Source organism: Delftia sp. PX-1 (genome assembly GCF_055797465.1).
Map to the genome: position 1 here is coordinate 4,777,674 of NZ_CP184763.1, position 15,975 is coordinate 4,793,648.

13 protein-coding genes are annotated in these 15,975 nt (G+C 66.3%); 8 read left to right on the forward strand and 5 right to left on the reverse strand.

What is annotated here, in order from left to right; genetic code table 11:
• Positions 1-45 precede the first annotated feature (45 nt).
• Together pncB and ACN20X_RS22055 are read right to left on the reverse strand one after the other, a co-directional pair.
• Positions 46-1,266 (reverse strand): nicotinate phosphoribosyltransferase, encoded by a 1,221-nt coding sequence (gene pncB / locus ACN20X_RS22050; RefSeq protein ID WP_016450490.1) that lies wholly within the window; start codon positions 1,264-1,266, stop codon positions 46-48.
• 115 nt (positions 1,267-1,381) lie between these two features.
• The gene (locus tag ACN20X_RS22055) at positions 1,382-1,843 is read right to left on the reverse strand and encodes an acyl-CoA thioesterase (RefSeq protein ID WP_473209922.1); all 462 of its coding nucleotides are present in this window, start codon (positions 1,841-1,843) and stop codon (positions 1,382-1,384) included.
• Positions 1,844-2,166: 323 nt separating this feature from the next.
• On the opposite strand from ACN20X_RS22055, the gene ACN20X_RS22060 reads away from it, so the two are divergent.
• The 3 genes from ACN20X_RS22060 (at position 2,167) to ACN20X_RS22070 (ending at position 4,954) form a co-directional block, all read left to right on the forward strand.
• Positions 2,167-2,715: a phasin family protein gene (locus ACN20X_RS22060; protein ID WP_016450488.1), complete on the forward strand. Its 549-nt coding sequence runs from the start codon at positions 2,167-2,169 to the stop codon at positions 2,713-2,715.
• Between the two features lie 302 nt (positions 2,716-3,017).
• Positions 3,018-4,064, forward strand: coding sequence for an extracellular solute-binding protein (locus tag ACN20X_RS22065; protein ID WP_016450487.1), 1,047 nt, complete (start codon positions 3,018-3,020; stop codon positions 4,062-4,064).
• Positions 4,065-4,195: 131 nt separating this feature from the next.
• Positions 4,196-4,954: a 3-hydroxyacyl-CoA dehydrogenase gene (locus ACN20X_RS22070; protein WP_016450486.1), complete on the forward strand. Its 759-nt coding sequence runs from the start codon at positions 4,196-4,198 to the stop codon at positions 4,952-4,954.
• Between the two features lie 153 nt (positions 4,955-5,107).
• On the opposite strand, the gene ACN20X_RS22075 is transcribed toward ACN20X_RS22070, so the two are convergent.
• Positions 5,108-5,962 carry a formyl transferase gene (locus tag ACN20X_RS22075; protein WP_016454380.1) on the reverse strand — a complete coding sequence of 285 codons (855 nt, stop codon included), beginning with the start codon at positions 5,960-5,962 and terminating at the stop codon, positions 5,108-5,110.
• Between the two features lie 21 nt (positions 5,963-5,983).
• On the reverse strand, positions 5,984-7,699 hold the full coding sequence (locus ACN20X_RS22080) for a cyclic peptide export ABC transporter (RefSeq protein ID WP_473209923.1): 1,716 nt from the start codon (positions 7,697-7,699) through the stop codon (positions 5,984-5,986).
• Between the two features lie 245 nt (positions 7,700-7,944).
• Here ACN20X_RS22080 and ACN20X_RS22085 point away from each other — a divergent pair, with 245 nt between their 5' ends.
• From ACN20X_RS22085 to ACN20X_RS22105, 5 genes are all read left to right on the forward strand, one after another.
• Positions 7,945-8,910 (forward strand): alpha/beta hydrolase, encoded by a 966-nt coding sequence (locus ACN20X_RS22085; protein WP_473209924.1) that lies wholly within the window; start codon positions 7,945-7,947, stop codon positions 8,908-8,910.
• A gap of 119 nt (positions 8,911-9,029) precedes the next feature.
• Entirely contained in the window at positions 9,030-10,142 is a 1,113-nt protein-coding gene (locus ACN20X_RS22090; RefSeq protein ID WP_016454383.1) for a GNAT family N-acetyltransferase, read from the forward strand.
• A gap of 11 nt (positions 10,143-10,153) precedes the next feature.
• Entirely contained in the window at positions 10,154-11,452 is a 1,299-nt protein-coding gene (locus ACN20X_RS22095; RefSeq protein WP_016454384.1) for a lysine N(6)-hydroxylase/L-ornithine N(5)-oxygenase family protein, read from the forward strand.
• 214 nt (positions 11,453-11,666) lie between these two features.
• On the forward strand, positions 11,667-12,266 hold the full coding sequence (locus ACN20X_RS22100; protein ID WP_209672274.1) for an RNA polymerase sigma factor: 600 nt from the start codon (positions 11,667-11,669) through the stop codon (positions 12,264-12,266).
• Between the two features lie 12 nt (positions 12,267-12,278).
• A complete protein-coding gene (locus ACN20X_RS22105) occupies positions 12,279-13,313 on the forward strand; it encodes a FecR family protein (RefSeq protein ID WP_473209925.1) in 1,035 nt (344 codons plus the stop codon).
• Between the two features lie 76 nt (positions 13,314-13,389).
• Here the strand turns inward: ACN20X_RS22105 and ACN20X_RS22110 are convergent, their stop codons facing one another.
• Complete coding sequence (locus ACN20X_RS22110; RefSeq protein ID WP_016450478.1) at positions 13,390-15,789, reverse strand: TonB-dependent siderophore receptor; 2,400 nt, start codon at positions 15,787-15,789, stop codon at positions 13,390-13,392.
• Between the last annotated feature and the right edge of the window lie 186 nt (positions 15,790-15,975).

The window sequence follows — 15,975 nt, forward strand, 5'->3', positions numbered from 1 at the left end:
TGTTCTCTATTCACTGTCCCCTCCTGGCGGCAGGTGGTGCCGCAATCAAGCCTGCGCCGCAGGCGGCGCAATCTCGAACACCTGGCGCAGGTAGGCCAGGTACTTCTCGTCATCGCACATGCTCTTGCCCGGCGTGTCCGAGAGCTTGGCCACGGGCTGGCCGTTGCAGCGGGTCATCTTGATGACGATCTGCAGCGGCACATGGTCGGGCGCGTCGCCCAGGTCGTTGGTCAGGTTGGTGCCTATGCCGAAGGCCAGCTGGCAGCGCCCGTGGAAGCGCTGGAACAGCTCGATGGTGCGCGGCACCGTCAGGCCGTCGCTGAAGATCAGCGTCTTGGTCAGCGGGTCGATGCGGTTGGCGCGGTAGTGGGCCAGCAGCCGCTCGCCCCATTCGAACGGGTCGCCGCTGTCGTGGCGCGCACCGTCGAAGAGCTTGCAGAAGTACAGGTCGAAATCGCGCAGGAAGGCCGACATGCCGTAGACGTCCGACAGCGCAATGCCCAGGTCGCCCCGGTATTCGCGCGCCCAGGATTCGAAGCCGAAGATCTGGCTGTCGCGCAGGCGCGGGCCCAGGGACTGGCAGGCCTGCAGGTATTCATGCGCCAGCGTGCCCAGGGGCCGCACGCCCAGCTTCATGGCGTACAGCACATTGCTGGTGCCGGCGAACTGGCCTTCGGTCTCCGCGGATGCGCCGGGCCGGCCCAGGCGTGCGCACAGCACGCGCAGCACCTCTTCATGCCAGGCCCGCGAAAAGCGGCGGCGCGTGCCGTAGTCGGCAATCTTGAGCTGCTCCAGGCCGGGCTGCTGCAGCAGCGCAATCTTGGCGTCGAGACGGCGCCGGCCTTCCGGAAAATCGGGCACCGGCTGGGTGTTGCGGAAGTACACCTCGTTGACGATGGCCAGCACGGGAATCTCGAACAGGATGGTGTGCAGCCAGGGCCCACGGATGGTGATGTCGATCTCGCCATTGGGCAGCGCCTGCACCGTGATGCATTTCTCGTTGAGGTGGAACAGGCCCAGGAAATCGACGAAGTCGCTCTTGATGAAGCGCAGCGAGCTCAGATAGGCCAGCTCCGCGTCCTGGAAACGCAGGCTGCACAGCGAGCGGATCTCGGAGCGGATCTCGTTCACATAGGGTGCGAGCTGCACGCCGGGGTTGCGGCACTTGAAGCGGTACTCGACCTGTGCTCCGGGAAACTGGTGCAGCACCACCTGCATCATCGTGAATTTGTACAGGTCGGTATCGAGCAGGCTGGTGATGATCATGGACAGAGCCGGGCGGTAAGCGCCCCAGCGGTCAGATGGCAGACAGCTTTCGAGTGTAGGCCATACACACGCTGCCGCGCTGCGAGCGCACGCCTTGCATGCGCCCCGGACGCCATCAGCCGCGCAGCAGCGGCTCCAGCACCTGTCGCAGCGCCTGCGGAATCTGGGCAGGCCGGCGCGTCTGCCGGTCCACATAGACATGCACGAAATGCCCGGCCGCCGCCGTCAATGGCTCGCCCTGCGCGAACAGCCCCACCTCGTAGCGCACGCTGGAGCCACCGATGCGGGCCACCCGGATACCGGCCTCCACCTCCTGCGGGAAGGCCAGCGGCGCAAAGTAATTGCATTGCGTCTCTATGACCAGGCCTATCGTCTCGCCCGCGTGGATATCCAGCGCGCCCTGCTCGATCAGATGGGCATTCACCGCCGTATCGAACCAGCTGTAATACACGACGTTGTTGACGTGCCCGTAGACATCGTTGTCCGACCAGCGCGTGCTGATGCGTCGGAATGCCGCATAGGCCGAACGGGGCTGCGGCGCGGGGCGGCTCGGGGGCGATTCATTCATGGCGGCCATTGTGCCGCCGGCCGAATGCGCCCTGTCCCCAGCCACTGTCGCCACCACGACGCGCACTGCTGCCAATCACTCGCCAAGCGAGTAAGCATGCAAACCGAAAAATGTCGTCAAACCGACATAAAACCAATTCAAAATCAAAGACTTACAAAAAACCCACAGCTTTGCCGATTTTTTTGCTGCACCGCAGCATCAGGTACTTGATTCCTTTTTTGCAATCCCTACAATAAGACCCATGCTGCACTGCAACATGACACTCAGTCAGGTCAGCGCAGGCAATTCCCCGTAACCCGAGACCCCTGTGGTCCGTTTTTCTGGAGACTGACATGAGCTTGACCCCTGACCAAATCCTGAGCGCACAAAAGGCCAACCTGGAAACCCTGTTCGGCCTGACGAGCAAGGCCTTCGAAGGCGTTGAAAAGCTGGTGGAACTGAATGTGACCGCCTCGCGCGCCGCACTGAACGAAGCCGCCCAGCACACCCAGGCCGTCCTGAGCGTGAAGGATGCGCAGGAGCTGCTGTCGCTGCAGGCCAACCTGTTCCAGCCCCTGGCTGAAAAGACCGCTGCCTACAGCCGCCACCTGTACGACATCGCCAGCGGCACCGGTGCCGAGCTGGCCAAGGCCTTCGAAAGCCAGGCGTCCGATCTGCAGAAGAACTTCAGCGCCCTGGTGGACACCACCGCCAAGAACGCACCCGCAGGTTCCGAAACCGCCGTGGCCGTGATGAAGAGCGCCGTGTCGGCTGCCAACAATGCCTTCGAGTCGGTGCAAAAGGCCGTCAAGCAGGCTTCGGACCTGGCGGAAGCCAACTTCACGGCCGTGACCAACACCGCCAGCGAAGCCGTCCAGTCGGCCCAGACCCGCAAGCGTTGATCACGCCGTCTTACAACAGGGTTGCGTGCAAGAATTAGTGATTACCCTCATAATTGCATGCATCCCGGGTCGCAAGACCTGACCAGTTGTCTCCTTGGATCCTCTCGAAACCCCCGTTTCTGGATCCTTTCAAAACCCAGTCCTTGGACTGGGTTTTTTTTCGTGCGCTTTTTCGCGCGCCATGGCTCGCGGCCCACCAGGGACCACCGCGCACAAGCCCTTAGACGGGCCCCACCCTTTATTAAGAACAATTCGCGTTTGACCTATCATCGCGCTTTGCCAACAAAGAGAGGCCTGTCTTCATGTCGAAATCCCTGAAAGCCCTGTTTGCCGCTTGCGCCCTGGTGGCTGCCGGCACAGCCATTGCCGACTCCCAGGTCGTCAACCTCTACTCCGCGCGCCACTACTCCACGGACGAGGAGCTGTACAACGGCTTCACCAAGGCCACCGGCATCAAGATCAACCGCGTGGACGGCGACGACGCCGGCATCATTGCGCGCCTGAAGGCCGAGGGCCAGGCCTCGCCGGCCGACGTGATCCTGCTGGTCGATGCCGCGCGCCTGTACCGCGGCGAGGTGGATGGCCTGTTCCAGCCCATCCACTCCAAGCTGCTGGAAGACGCCATTCCCTCCAACCTGCGCGCCCAGCCCACGGCCGATGGCATCAGCTGGTTCGGCCTGTCCACACGTGCCCGCGTCATCGTCTACAACAAGGCCAAGGTCCAGCCCGCCGACGTGCAGAACTACGAATCGCTGGCCGACCCCAAGTTCAAGGGCCAGCTGTGCATCCGCTCGGGCTCGCATCCCTACAACCTGAGCTTGTTCGGCACCGTGGTCGAACACATGGGCGAGCAAAAGGCAGAGGGCTGGATCCAGGGCATGAAGGCCAACCTGGCCCGCCCGCCCAAGGGTGGCGACACCGACCAGATCAAGGCCGTGGCCTCGGGCGAATGCACCATCGGCGTGACCAACAGCTACTACCTGGCGCGCATGATGCGCTCGGGCAAGCCTGAGGACCAGGCCGTGGTCGGCAAGATCGGCGTGGTCTTCCCCAACCAGTCCAGCTGGGGCACGCACCTGAATATCGCGGGCGGCGCCGTGGCACGCCATGCCAAGAACAAGGACAACGCCGTCAAGTTCCTGGAGTACCTGGCCAGCCCCGCCGCCCAGAACTACTTTGCCAACGGCAACAACGAGTGGCCAGCAGCCAAGGGCGTGGAACTGGACAACCCTGCCCTCAAGGAAATGACCGGCGGCAAGCCCTTCAAGAGCGAGACCATCCCGATCACGGCCGTGGGCAAGAACATGACCAAGGTCCAGCAAATGCTGGACCGTGCCGGGTTCCAGTAATCCCCATCGCGCCCATCACCAGCCCGGCACTGCCGGGCTTTTTCTTGGGCGCGACATGGCTGCGGCCGGGGCTGCATGCATAATTTGAGAGTTACGTTTACGTCAACGTCAGATAACCAAGGAGACATTCCATGCAGATCAAGGACCGGGTATTCATCGTCACGGGCGGCGCCTCCGGGCTGGGCGAAGGCACGGCGCGCATGCTGGCGGCCGAGGGCGGCAAGGTGGTGATAGCCGACATGCAGGCGGACAAGGGCGAGGCCGTGGCGCACGAGATCGGCGGCGTCTTCGTCAAATGCGACGTGAGCCAGGAGGCCGATGGCCAGGCCGTGGTGGACAAGGCCGTGAGCCTGGGCAAGCTGGCAGGCCTGGTGAACTGCGCAGGCATTGCGCCAGCCGAGAAGACCGTGGGCAAGAACGGCGCGCACAACCTGGCGCTGTTTTCCAAGACCATCACGGTCAACCTGATCGGCAGCTTCAACATGATCCGCCTGGCCGCCGCCGCCATGTCGGCCAACGAGCCCGAGAGCACGGGCGAGCGCGGCGTGCTGATCTCCACGGCCAGCGTGGCGGCCTACGACGGCCAGATCGGCCAGGCGGCCTATGCGGCGTCCAAGGGCGGCGTGGTCGGCATGACGCTGCCCATTGCGCGCGACCTGGCGCGCAACGGCATCCGCAATATGACGATTGCCCCCGGCATCTTCGGCACGCCCATGCTGTTCGGCATGCCGCAGGAAGTGCAGGATGCGCTGGCCGCCGGCGTGCCCTTCCCCAGCCGCCTGGGCACGCCCCAGGACTATGCCAAGCTGGTGCGCCACATCCTGGACAACGACATGCTCAATGGCGAGGTGATCCGGCTGGATGGGGCCATTCGGCTGGCGCCGAAGTAAGCACCCCCTGAGCGGCTGCGCCGCTTCCCCCTCTCTTTCTCGCTTCGCGAGGGAGGGGGACGACACCCTCGCGGCGGGGCGGCGCGGCCGGCATAGGCCCTTGCTCGGTGTCCCTCGCTTTGGGCCGTGCCGGTTTTTGAGATATGCGCGTTGTCACACCGTGGTGTCTGCAGGCGTGTCTGCAGGCGCTCTGGCCATCATCTCCAGCCCCTTGCGCAATGCAGGGAACAGGCTGTGCTGGAAGTTGTTCCAGCGCAGCTCAAGAATCGTGTCTTGGGGATCGATGTCGGTGCCCAGCACGTCGGCGATGACTTCGCCGGAGTCGATGCCGTTGTCCACGTAGTGAAAGGATGCGCCGGTCTTGAACAGGGGCGGGACCGGGCGCTGTTCCATGGTCTTCCAGTCCACGATCTTGTAGCCTTGTGCGCCATGCAGCGCGTCCAGCGTGGCGCAGGCGCCCCGGCGTTCATAGGGCGACTCCAGGCGCGTGATGCCGGGGTGGATGTTGGCGATCCTGCGGTGGAACAGGGCCCCGGGCCGCACGAGCCGGTCCAGGATGACGAGCAGGCCATCCAGCACCACCCGCTCGGCACCCAGCTGCACCAGCCTGTCCTGCAACTGCGCCTCGAACATCTGCTTGCCCACGGCGCGCTGCGGATCGTTCAGCGGCAGGCGCCGGTAGGAAGACGGCACGGCCATGAGCAGGTCATTGACCCTGCGCCCCTGGATGCGCAGGTCCGGCGGATAGAACCAGCGGCCGCCCGGCTGGTAGCTGAAGCCGTAGTCGCCGATCTTTTCGCGGTCGCGCGGCGAGGCCTCGTCGTCGTCGTGGATCACGGCCTCCAGGCTGTAGATATCGCCCAGCGGGCTGGTGTCCAGCAACTCGCCCAGGTATTCGAGCGGCGACTTCATGTAGCGCGTTGCGCCCTTGTAGGCGATGTGCTGGCCGGCCTGGTCGGCGGCGGCGTTTCTCAGGGACCAGATGTAGACGAGTTTTGTCTTTGCCATGTTCGTGGATCCAGCAAGAATTCAGATGTCGGCCAGCACGCCTTGACTGGCCAGTCCGGCCGGGCTGGCCGCCACCGGCTGCGCCCCGTCTTGCGGCTGGACCATGCGGCCGGCCTCCATGCGCACGATGCGGTCGGCCAGGTGGAAGTAGCGATCGTCATGGGAGATGACCACCAGCAGGTGGCCCCTGGCGCGCAGCTCGGGCAGCAGCTCGGTGTAGAACAGGTGGCGGAAGCTCGGGTCCTGGTCGGCCGCCCATTCGTCGAAGACCAGCACGGGCCGGCCCTCCAGATAGGCGTGGACCAGGGCCAGCCGTTTTCGCTGCCCGGTGGACAGGTCGATGGTGCTGAAGCTGCCGTTGCGCACGCTGACCTTGTGGGCGATCTCCAGCCGCTGCAGGTAAGGCAGCGCGGCCTCGGGCAGCGCGGCGGCCTGGCCTTCCTCGCCGCCGGCCACCAGGTCCTCGAACAGGTAGAAGTCCGAGAACACCGTGGTGAACAGCTGGCGGTAGTCATCGCGCGTCTGCGCCGTGACGGGCTGGCCGTCGTGCAGGATCTCGCCCTGCTGGGGCGCATACAGGCCCAGCAGCAGCTTGATCAGCGTGGTCTTGCCCGAGCCGTTGTCGCCCACCACAAAGACCAGTTCGCCCTTGCCCAGCTTCAGGTCGATGGGGCCGATCTCGAAGGCCTTGCCGCCTTCGGGCGCATCGAAGGCATAGCGCACGCTCCGCAGCTCCAGGCCGCGGTCCAGGCGGACCTCGCCGGGCGGGCTGTCCAGGTGCAGGTGCGGCTCGGGGCTGGCAAAGCGCGCCGACAGGTCGGCAATGCGCTGCAGCGCCACCTTGGCACGGCCCAGGTTGGGCAGCGCGCCCGCGATCTGGTCCATGGGGCCCTTGAGGAACAGCAGCACCAGCACGAAGCCGCTGAGCACCACGGGCTCGGTGGTGCGCAGCGCGGCCCAGCCCAGGATGAGGGCGATCAACAGAAAGAACAGCGCCGAACCGAAGGCCGTGGCCAGCACATAGGTGTTGATGGCGCGGCTGTTGATGCGGCGGATGGCATCCACCGTGCCGCCGATCTGCCCGTCGAAGATGCGGCCCCGGCGCGCGCGGTGCATGCGCAGCTCCTTGGCGCCTTCGCTGATGGCGCGGTAGGCCTTGTGCAGCACTTCCTCGTGATCGCGCGCCTTCCAGAACCCCGCCACGCCGCGCGACTGGGCCAGCGCCTGCAGGCTGACGCCCAGCACCAGCGCCACCACCAGCATGGCAAACAGCGGCGGCGACAGCAGGGCCAGATAGGCCAGGCAGCCCAGCGCAATGGCCAGGGCGATCACGTTGGAGGCCAGCACGAAGGCCACGTCGCTGATCATGTCCACGTCCTGCGTGAGCACGGGCATGAGGCGGTGCGTGCGGTAGCGCTCCAGCGCGTCGATGGGCGCGGCCAGGATCTTGCTGGCCAGTTCCTTGCGCAGCCGGGCCACCAGGCGCTGCCCCACGAAATTGCCCGACATGTCCGACGCGGCCCGGCACACCAGCACGGTGGCGCACAGGGCGATGAAGGTCAGCAGCAGCCCGCCGGCCAATCCGCCTGGGCGGTTGAGCACCTGGTTGATGGTCGCCAGCAGCGCCACCGTGGCCCCACCCGCGCAAATGCCCGTTACCACGGACAGCGCCATCCACGGCAGGAAGGGCCTGAGCAGGCGCAGTACCTCGGAGGGCGGTCGGCTGGCGTTTTCCATAAGGGATTCCTCTGGCGCCCGTGGGCGCATGGCCTTGCAATGCCGGCGCGGCCCGGCGTTTCCTGGAGCGCGGCGCACGGCGAGCGCTCCCTACTCCCTGCAAGACGTGCGTGCGCCAAAAATGTTCACCGCCCAGGCGATGAACAAATTCCGCCGCCCAGCGTCATCACGGGGAAGGGGCAGCGCGGGCGCCATGCCCTGCACCGGCCCGCCCTGCCTTGTCTGCCGCACACCCGAAGGACGCCATGGCTCTCCACCCCGACCTGCAAGCATTTCTTGAACTCGCCAACGCCCAGGCATCCAGCCGCCCGCGCATGAGCCAGATGACGGCAGCGCAGGCGCGCGCCGCCTACGACAACGCCACGCTGGCGCTGGACCTGCCGGGCGACGATCTGCCCACCGAGGACCTGGAGCTGCCCACGCGCGACGGCGCACGCATCCGCGCCCGCCTCTACCGGGGCGAAGCGCAGGCTGCGTCCGCGCCCTGCCTGCTGTTCTTTCACGGCGGCGGCTATGTGCTGGGCGGGCTCGAATCGCATGACAGCCTGTGCCGCAGCCTGGCGCTGGGCACGCCCTGCAATGTGCTGGCCATCGACTACCGGCTGGCGCCAGAGCACCGCTTTCCCACCGCCTTCCTCGACGCACACGACGCCCTGGCCTGGCTGCTGGAGCACGGCGGCCGCCATGGCCTGGACGCGCAGCGCCTGGCCATTGGCGGCGACAGCGTCGGGGGCACGCTGGCCACGGCCCTGTGCATCGCCGCGCGCGACGCGGGCATGCCCCAGCCCTTGCTGCAGTTGCTGCTCTACCCCTGCACGGCAGCGCAGCAGGACAGTGACTCGCATGCGCGCCTGGCCACCGGCCATCTGCTGGAAGGTGACACCCTGGCCTGGATGTTCGGCCAATACCTGCGCAGCGATGCGGACCGGCAGGACTGGCGCTTTGCCCCGCTGCAGGCATCCGACCTGGGCCGGCTGGCCCCCACGCTGATGGTGCTGGCCGAGTACGACCCGCTGATCGACGAAGGAAAGCGCTATGCCGAGCGGCTGCAGGCCGCCGGCGTGGCCGTGGACCTGCAGATCTACGCCGGCATGGTCCATGACTTTGCGCGGCTGGGCGCCCTCACCGAAGAGACCGAGGTGCTGCGCGGCCGGATCTGCAAGGCACTGGCCCATGCCTTCCAGGCGGCCCGCAGCCCGGCCCTGGCATGAACATTTGCCGCGCCTGCGCGTCATCCCGGTCATGAGGCTGCCCTGCGTCCCTTGCGTCCCTTGTGCCCTTGCCCCCATCCGTGTCCCGCACGCGGGGCACTCCACCTGAAAGAGTCCACGTGCGTCCAGCCGAAGCCACCGCTACACCGTCACCGGACGCCTCCGGCGCCAGCTACCTCGCCCATGCAGGCGCCGAGACGATCAGCGTCTTCGGCGATGGACAGCGGCTGCGCCTGGAGCGTTCGGGGTCCGTGGATGCCGGCAGGCCCGGCAAGCACAGTCTCTGGAACCTGTCACCCGCGGCCGCGCCAGGCCTGCTGCGGCTGCAATGGCTGGGCCCCTGCTCGGGCATGCCCGAAGCCGATGAACTGCTGGCCGCGCTGCAGGCCGGTTTCGGCCTGCACCCGGATGCCCGGGAAATCGAGCTGTCCCTGCCCCGCCTGCCACCGGGCCTGCGCGACAGCATCGCCACAGTGCAGCCAGGCCAGGCTCCGCGCGTGGCAAGAAGCGTGCTCTGGCAGCAGCCCCTGTGGCTGCCCCGCCCGCGCCCACCCTATGCGCTGCACTACACGATCAGCGAAGGCCGGCGCCACCCCGTGCGCCTGCACAAGCCGCGCGGCGAGGTCTACCGCCGCTTCATCCCCTGGCTGGGCCGCACGCTGAGCTTTCGCACCGTGGAGCCCGAGGCCGACCTGCCCCTCATCCACCGCTGGATGAACGACCCGGTCGTCGCGCATTTCTGGGAGGAAAGCGGCGACCTTGCCCACCATCGCGCCTATCTGCAACGCATGGCCGGCGACCCGCATGCGCTCGGCCTCATCGGCTGCTTCGACGGCGAGCCCTTCGGCTACTTCGAGGCCTACTGGGCCAAGGAAGACCGCATCGCCCCCTTCTATGACGCGGGCGACCATGACCGGGGCTGGCATGCGCTGGTGGGGGAGGCACCGTTTCGCGGCAGACCCTACCTGACGGCCTGGCTGCCCTCGCTGTCGCACTACCTCTTTCTGGACGACTGCCGCACGCAGCGCATCGTCGTGGAGCCGCGCGCCGACAACCGCAAGATGCGCAAAAGCCTGCCGCGCTGCGGCTATGCGCTGGTCAAGGAATTCGACTTCCCGCACAAGCGCGCCGTGCTGGGAGTGCTGCTCAGGGAACGCTTTTTCGCAGACGCCTTGTGGATACCGCAGACCGACGCAGCCGCGCCGGACGCACTGGACGCATCGACCCAATGAAAGGACCTTCCATGCAAACCCACCCGCTGATCGGCATCGGCTTCGGCCCCTCCAACATTGCCCTGGCCATCGCCCTCAAGGAGCGCGAAACCACCGCGCGGGCCATGCACCCCGTCTTCATCGAAAAGCAGCCGCGCTTCGCCTGGCACCGGGACATGCTGCTGGAGCAGGCCCACATGCAGGTGTCCTTCCTCAAGGACCTGGCCACGCTGCGCAATCCCACCAGCCGCTTCACCTTCATCAACTACCTGCACGAGAAGGGCCGGCTGCAGGACTTCATCAACCTCAAGACCTTCTTTCCCAGCCGCCACGAGTTCAACGACTACCTGGCCTGGGCCGCCTCCAAGTTCGAGGACCGCTGCGTCTACGGCCAGGAAGTCATCGAGGTGCTGCCTGAAAAACGCGACGGCAAGGTGGAGCTGCTGCGCGTGCGCTCGCGCGATGCGGCCGGCAACGTGCATGAGCGCCTGGGCCAGAACCTGGTCATGAGCATCGGCGGCACGCCCAGCATTCCCGAACAGTTCAAGCCCCTGCGCGGCGATGCGCGCGTCTTCCACTCCAGCGCCTACCTGCGCAGCATTGCAGAGCATGCCAGGCCGCTGCGCATCGCCGTCGTGGGCGCGGGCCAGAGCGCCGCCGAAATCTTCATGGACCTGCACAGCCGCTACGCCAAGGCCGAGATCGACCTGGTCATGCGCGCCCGCTCCATCCGCCCCTCGGACGACAGCCCCTTCGTCAACGAAATCTTCAACGCCGACTTCGTGGACCATGTCTACAGCCGCCCGCACGACGAGCGCGGCGCCCTGCTGCGCGAGTTCTGGCACACCAACTACGCCTGCCCCGACCTGGAGCTGATCGAGAGCATCTTCAAGGTGTTCTATGAACAGAAGGTCGTCGGCGACACGCGCCACCGCTTCCTGCGCCGCCACGAGGTGCAGGACGTACGCGCCGCCAGCGACGGCATCCACCTGGGCCTGCGCGACCTCAACAGCGGCATCGACCATGCATCGCGCTACGACGTGGTGGTGCTGGCCACCGGCTATGCGCGCGAGCACCACAAGACCCTGCTGGACCCGCTGGCCCCCTACCTGGGCGACTTCTCCGTGAGCCGCGACTACCAGGTGCACACCACGCCGGACTTTCGCCCCGCCATCTTCCTGCAGGGCGCCTGCGAGGGCTCCCACGGCCTGAGCGACACCCTGCTGTCGGTCACCTCGGTGCGCACCGGCGAAATCGGCGACGCCCTGCTGGCAGCGCAAGCCCAAAAACCCGATGTTGCGCGCACAGAACAGCTGGCGCTGCAGGACTGAAAGATCGCACCGGGCATGATGGCGCACGAATCTCCCATGCCATAATTTGAATGCAAACCATTTGCATTTGAATTCGAATCACCTGCGCCGCTGAATCCCATACCCGCTGCTGCACCGCCCCGGCCCTGGCCGGGGTTGCGGCATCCGGTAGGCCCATCTCTGTACGGACCCAGGGGTTCCAACCCATCGCCCTTGCGGAAAGGCAGGTATCCGGATGCGTGACCTGATCCAGGAACTCGTGGCTCACTATGGCGATCTGCGCCGCCAGCTCACGCGCGATCTCCGGGATCCGCACTATGCGGCCGATATCGCGCAGTCGAGCTTCGAGCGGGTCTATGTGCACGCCCTGGGCCTGCGCAGCGGCAAGAAGGCCGAAACCCTGCCCGATGCCGACATCGAATCCCCGCGCGCCCTGCTGTTTCGCGTGGCACGCAACCTGTGCATAGACGATGCGCGCAAGCGCAAGACCTCCCAGGACTGGACGCGCCAGCAAATGGCGGTGCAGCACAGCGCACCCTCCAGCGAAACCCTGGCCGCCCAGCGCCAGATCCTGGACCGCGTCGTCCAGGCGCTGGAAAGCCTGCCGCCGCGCCGGCGCGAAGTCTTCATCCTCTTTCGCGCGCACGGCTACACGCGGGCAGAGATCTCCGAGCAGCTGCACATCACCGAAATGGCCGTCGCCAAGCACATGGTGCGCGCCACGCTGGACTGCTCGCGCGTGCTGGCCCAGCTGCGCTCCGAGCTGATCGAGGACCATGCGCTGGGCAGCGCCATGGATTTCGACAACAGTACACTGACCGACGACGCATCCTGACCCCCCCTTTCCATGGCAAGTGCACCTAGCGAGCGCATGGTCGAGCATGCGCTGACGCTGATCGTTCAAAGCGAAATCGCTCCCGACCCGGTGGCCCACCAGGCACGCCTGACCCTGGGCGAATGGCGCGAGAAATCAGCCCGGCACGATGCCGCCGCACGCGAGGCGCACCTGCGCTGGAACATGCTCGGCGGCCTGTCCGGCGGACTGCGCGAGCAGTTCCAGGAAACCGCCCTGCTGGCGGACAGCGTCTCGCGCTCCACCAGGAGCGTCCAGCGCCGCAAGCTGCTGCTGTCGTTTGCAGGGCTGCTGGGCACCGGCGCGCTGGCGGGCCGGGGCGCCTACTGGTACTGGCAGCAGCCCCTGCACACCTCGGCCTATGCCACGCGAAACTCGCAGATGCTCAAGGTCACGCTGGCCGACGGCAAGGCGCCGCTGCAGGCCAGCCGCATCGAGCTGGCGCCCCAGAGCGCCATTGCCGTGACGCTCTACCGCCAGCGCCGCAGCGTATCCATGTCGCGCGGGGAAGCGCGATTCGAAGTGGCATCGGACCCCGACCGCCCCTTCGAGGTCATCACGCGCGAGGCGCGCATCGAGGTCGTGGGCACGGTGTTCACCGTGCGCGACCGCGGCGGCCCCGTCACCGTGGGCGTGGAGCATGGCCATGTCAGGGTCCGCGTGCTGGGCAGGGATGCGCAGGATACGACGGGCCCGGCGGCGGCAACGCTGGACCTGCTGCCCGGCCAGGTGGTGGACATCCGCAATGGCCAGCCCGAGGCCGTGCGCCAGGCCGATGCCGCCACGCTGTCCGCCTGGCGCGAAGGCTGGCTGGTCTTCGAGAACACCCCGCTGGCCGAGGCCCTGGCCACCGTCAACGCCTACCGCACCCAGCCCATCGAAGCCGCCGATGCGCGCGTGGCCGCGCTGCGCCTGACGGGGCGCTTTCGCGCCAACGACTCGGCCGGCCTGCTGGCCGTGCTGCCCTCCATCCTGCCGCTGAGGGTGCGCCCGCAGGCCGATGGCAGCGTGCTGCTGCAGGCGCTCTGAACGGCGCCTTCGGTTCCCCGACAAAGAAAAGGCCACGGCCGGATCGCTCCAGCCGTGGCCCATGGACCATGCCCGCTTACCAGCGATAGGTGGCCGTGCCGATCACCTTGCGGGGCTCGCCGTAGAAGCAGCCGTAGGAGCAGCTGGCGATATAGGTCTTGTCGGTCAGGTTGGTGAGGTTCAGGGCGAAGCGCCAGGGTCCGGTGGTGTAGCTGACCATGGCATCCACCAGGGTGAACGCCGGCAGCGAGACGGGAACGCCATAGGCCAGGCCGCGTGTCTGGCCCAGGTACCTGGCGCCCATGCCCACCTTGAGGCCGGCAAGCCCGAAGTCGCCAAAGCTGTAGTCGCCCCACAGCGATATCTGGTTGTAGGGCACGCCGATGGAGCGCTTGCCCAGCTCGTCCGGCTGCAGGGGGCTTGCCTGCGTGGTGCGCGCATCCGTGTAGGCATAGGCGGCAATGATGTTCACATTGCGGCCGATGGAGCTTCGCGCCTCCAGCTCGAAGCCGCGGGAGCGGACTTCACCGGCCTGGATGTTGAACGCCCTGCTGGCGTCCTGGGGATCGGGCACGAGCAGGTTCTGGCGGGTGAGCTGGAAGACCGCCGCCGAAACCATGGCCCGGGAGCCGCTGGGCTGGTAGCGGACACCGGCCTCGTACTGCTGCCCCGTCGTGGGCTTGAACCGCGATCCAAGGCGGTCCTGGCCCTGGGTGGGCTCGAAGGACTCGCTGTAGCTGAAGAAGGGGGCAAGGCCATTGGCGGCGAGATAGACCACGCCCACCCGGCCCGTGAAGGCCGAGCTTTTCTCATTGGCCGCGCTCACGTCCCCGGTGAAGAAGTTCGTCTCGTTGAAGCGGACCTTGTCATAGCGGCCGCCCAGCAGAACCACCCACTTGTCATCGATCTTGATCTGGTCCTGCGCATAGATGCCGAGGCGCTTGTAGTCGTTCTTCCAGGACGAGCGGTAGTAGGGGGAGACAGGCCCCACCGGCTTGCCGTAGACCGGGTTGAAGACATCGAGGTCGGCGGCCTGCTGTTCATAGCGCTCGGTCTCGTGCTTTGGCAAGGCGTAGTCGAAGCCCACCAGCATGGTGTGCTTGATGCGGCCCTGGTCCAGCTGGTACTGCAGCGAGGTATCGGTCACGAAGGCCGACGAGCGGTCCCAGCGCGGCTGGTAGTAGCGCTCCACCACCGAGCGCTGGTCGGCGGACAGGCCCCAGCCGTCCGTGCTGAAGTAGCTGCTCTTTGCGTTGTAGTAGCGCATGCTGTTCCTGAGCTTGAGCTTCTCGGAAAAGGCATGTTCGAAAAGATAGCCGATGGAGTAGCGGTCCAGATCGAATTTGTCCCGCCCCGCCTCTCCGATGAAGCGGTTACGGGGAATCTGTCCATTGATGTTGGGCAGCAGGGTGCCGTAGGCGGGCAGCCCGTAGACGTAGGTGGTGCGGTCCTTCTGGACCTCGGCCAACAGTGTCAGCGAGGTGTTCGCATCGGGCTGCCACTTGAGCGATGGGGCGACATAGGTTCTGTCATCGGGGACACGGTCGATGAAGCTGTCGCTGTCGCGCTTGAGCGCCACCAGCCGGTAGGACCATTTGCCCTCGTCGTCCAGGGCGCCCGCAAAATCACCCGAGACCTGCCTGCGCCCGAAGCTTCCGGCGTCGATGTTCAGCTCCCGGATTTTTTCCGTGGTGGGCCGCTTGCTCACGGTGTTGACCACGCCGCCCGGGGAGACCGAGCCAAAGATCACCGAAGAGGCGCCCTTGAGCAGCTCGATGCGCTCCAGGCCGTAGGGCTCCTGCCGTCCGTCGTAGATGTTGGCCGTGAACAGGCTGCCGTCCCGGTACATGCCCGTGGTGCGGAATCCGCGCAGGTACAGGCTGTCCGAGGTGCGGTCCAGGCCCTCGGCGCGGGTGACGCCGGCCGCGTAGCCCAGCGCATCCTGCAGGCTTTGCGACTTCAGCGTCTCGATCTCCTGGGCACCGATGACCGTGATGGACTGCGGTGTCTCCAGGATGGGCGTATCGGTCTTCGTGCCCGTTGAACTGCGCCGGGCGACATAGCCCTGCACGGGGCCGGCTGCGGTTTCGCTGTCCGTGACGTTGATGGTCGGCAAGGTCGCGCCGGAGACCGCGGGACGGCGGATGGCGAAGCCTCCGTTGTTCATCCTGATGGCTTCCAGGGACGTGCCGGCCAGCAGCTCCCGCAAGGCCTGCTCCGATGTCAGGCGGCCGTTGACGGCGCGGGAACTGAGCCCGGCCACCAGGTCGCCTGCGGCAAACATCTGGGTTCCCGTCTGGCGGGACAGCTCGTTGATGGCCGAAGCCAGGGCCTGGGCCGGCACATGGATATCGAACACTTGGGCAGCCTCCTGCCCTGTGGCCTGGGCCACCGCCTCGGTGCTCCAGAACGAGACGGAACCAAAGGCCGTGGCAAGGGCCAGGCTCAGCAGATGTTGACGGGGCAAGGAAGGCATGGTCGAAGAATTTCCAAAGGCATTGAATGAGACTGGTTACCAACCGGGCACGGACCTCCGCCCGGGTTGTTGTGCATTCCAAAGACGTTCTGCGCGCAAAAATGGAGACAAGGTGTAACCCCGTTTTCACGAAAAAGACCCGGGACGGGGCGGGCCGGGGGGGGGCACCCCGGCCGCCGTTGCCCC

Bases quoted from the DNA above. Each gene is read 5' to 3' on its own strand.
- ACN20X_RS22085 (WP_473209924.1), top strand. From the start codon at position 7,945: ATGGCTCTCCACCCCGACCTGCAAGCATTTCTTGAACTCGCCAACGCC.
- ACN20X_RS22110 (WP_016450478.1), bottom strand. From the start codon at position 15,789: ATGCCTTCCTTGCCCCGTCAACATCTGCTGAGCCTGGCCCTTGCCACG.
- pncB (WP_016450490.1), bottom strand. From the start codon at position 1,266: ATGATCATCACCAGCCTGCTCGATACCGACCTGTACAAATTCACGATG.
- ACN20X_RS22060 (WP_016450488.1), top strand. From the start codon at position 2,167: ATGAGCTTGACCCCTGACCAAATCCTGAGCGCACAAAAGGCCAACCTG.
- ACN20X_RS22095 (WP_016454384.1), top strand. From the start codon at position 10,154: ATGCAAACCCACCCGCTGATCGGCATCGGCTTCGGCCCCTCCAACATT.
- ACN20X_RS22080 (WP_473209923.1), bottom strand. From the start codon at position 7,699: ATGGAAAACGCCAGCCGACCGCCCTCCGAGGTACTGCGCCTGCTCAGG.
- ACN20X_RS22075 (WP_016454380.1), bottom strand. From the start codon at position 5,962: ATGGCAAAGACAAAACTCGTCTACATCTGGTCCCTGAGAAACGCCGCC.
- ACN20X_RS22105 (WP_473209925.1), top strand. From the start codon at position 12,279: ATGGCAAGTGCACCTAGCGAGCGCATGGTCGAGCATGCGCTGACGCTG.
- ACN20X_RS22070 (WP_016450486.1), top strand. From the start codon at position 4,196: ATGCAGATCAAGGACCGGGTATTCATCGTCACGGGCGGCGCCTCCGGG.
- ACN20X_RS22065 (WP_016450487.1), top strand. From the start codon at position 3,018: ATGTCGAAATCCCTGAAAGCCCTGTTTGCCGCTTGCGCCCTGGTGGCT.
- ACN20X_RS22055 (WP_473209922.1), bottom strand. From the start codon at position 1,843: ATGGCCGCCATGAATGAATCGCCCCCGAGCCGCCCCGCGCCGCAGCCC.
- ACN20X_RS22100 (WP_209672274.1), top strand. From the start codon at position 11,667: ATGCGTGACCTGATCCAGGAACTCGTGGCTCACTATGGCGATCTGCGC.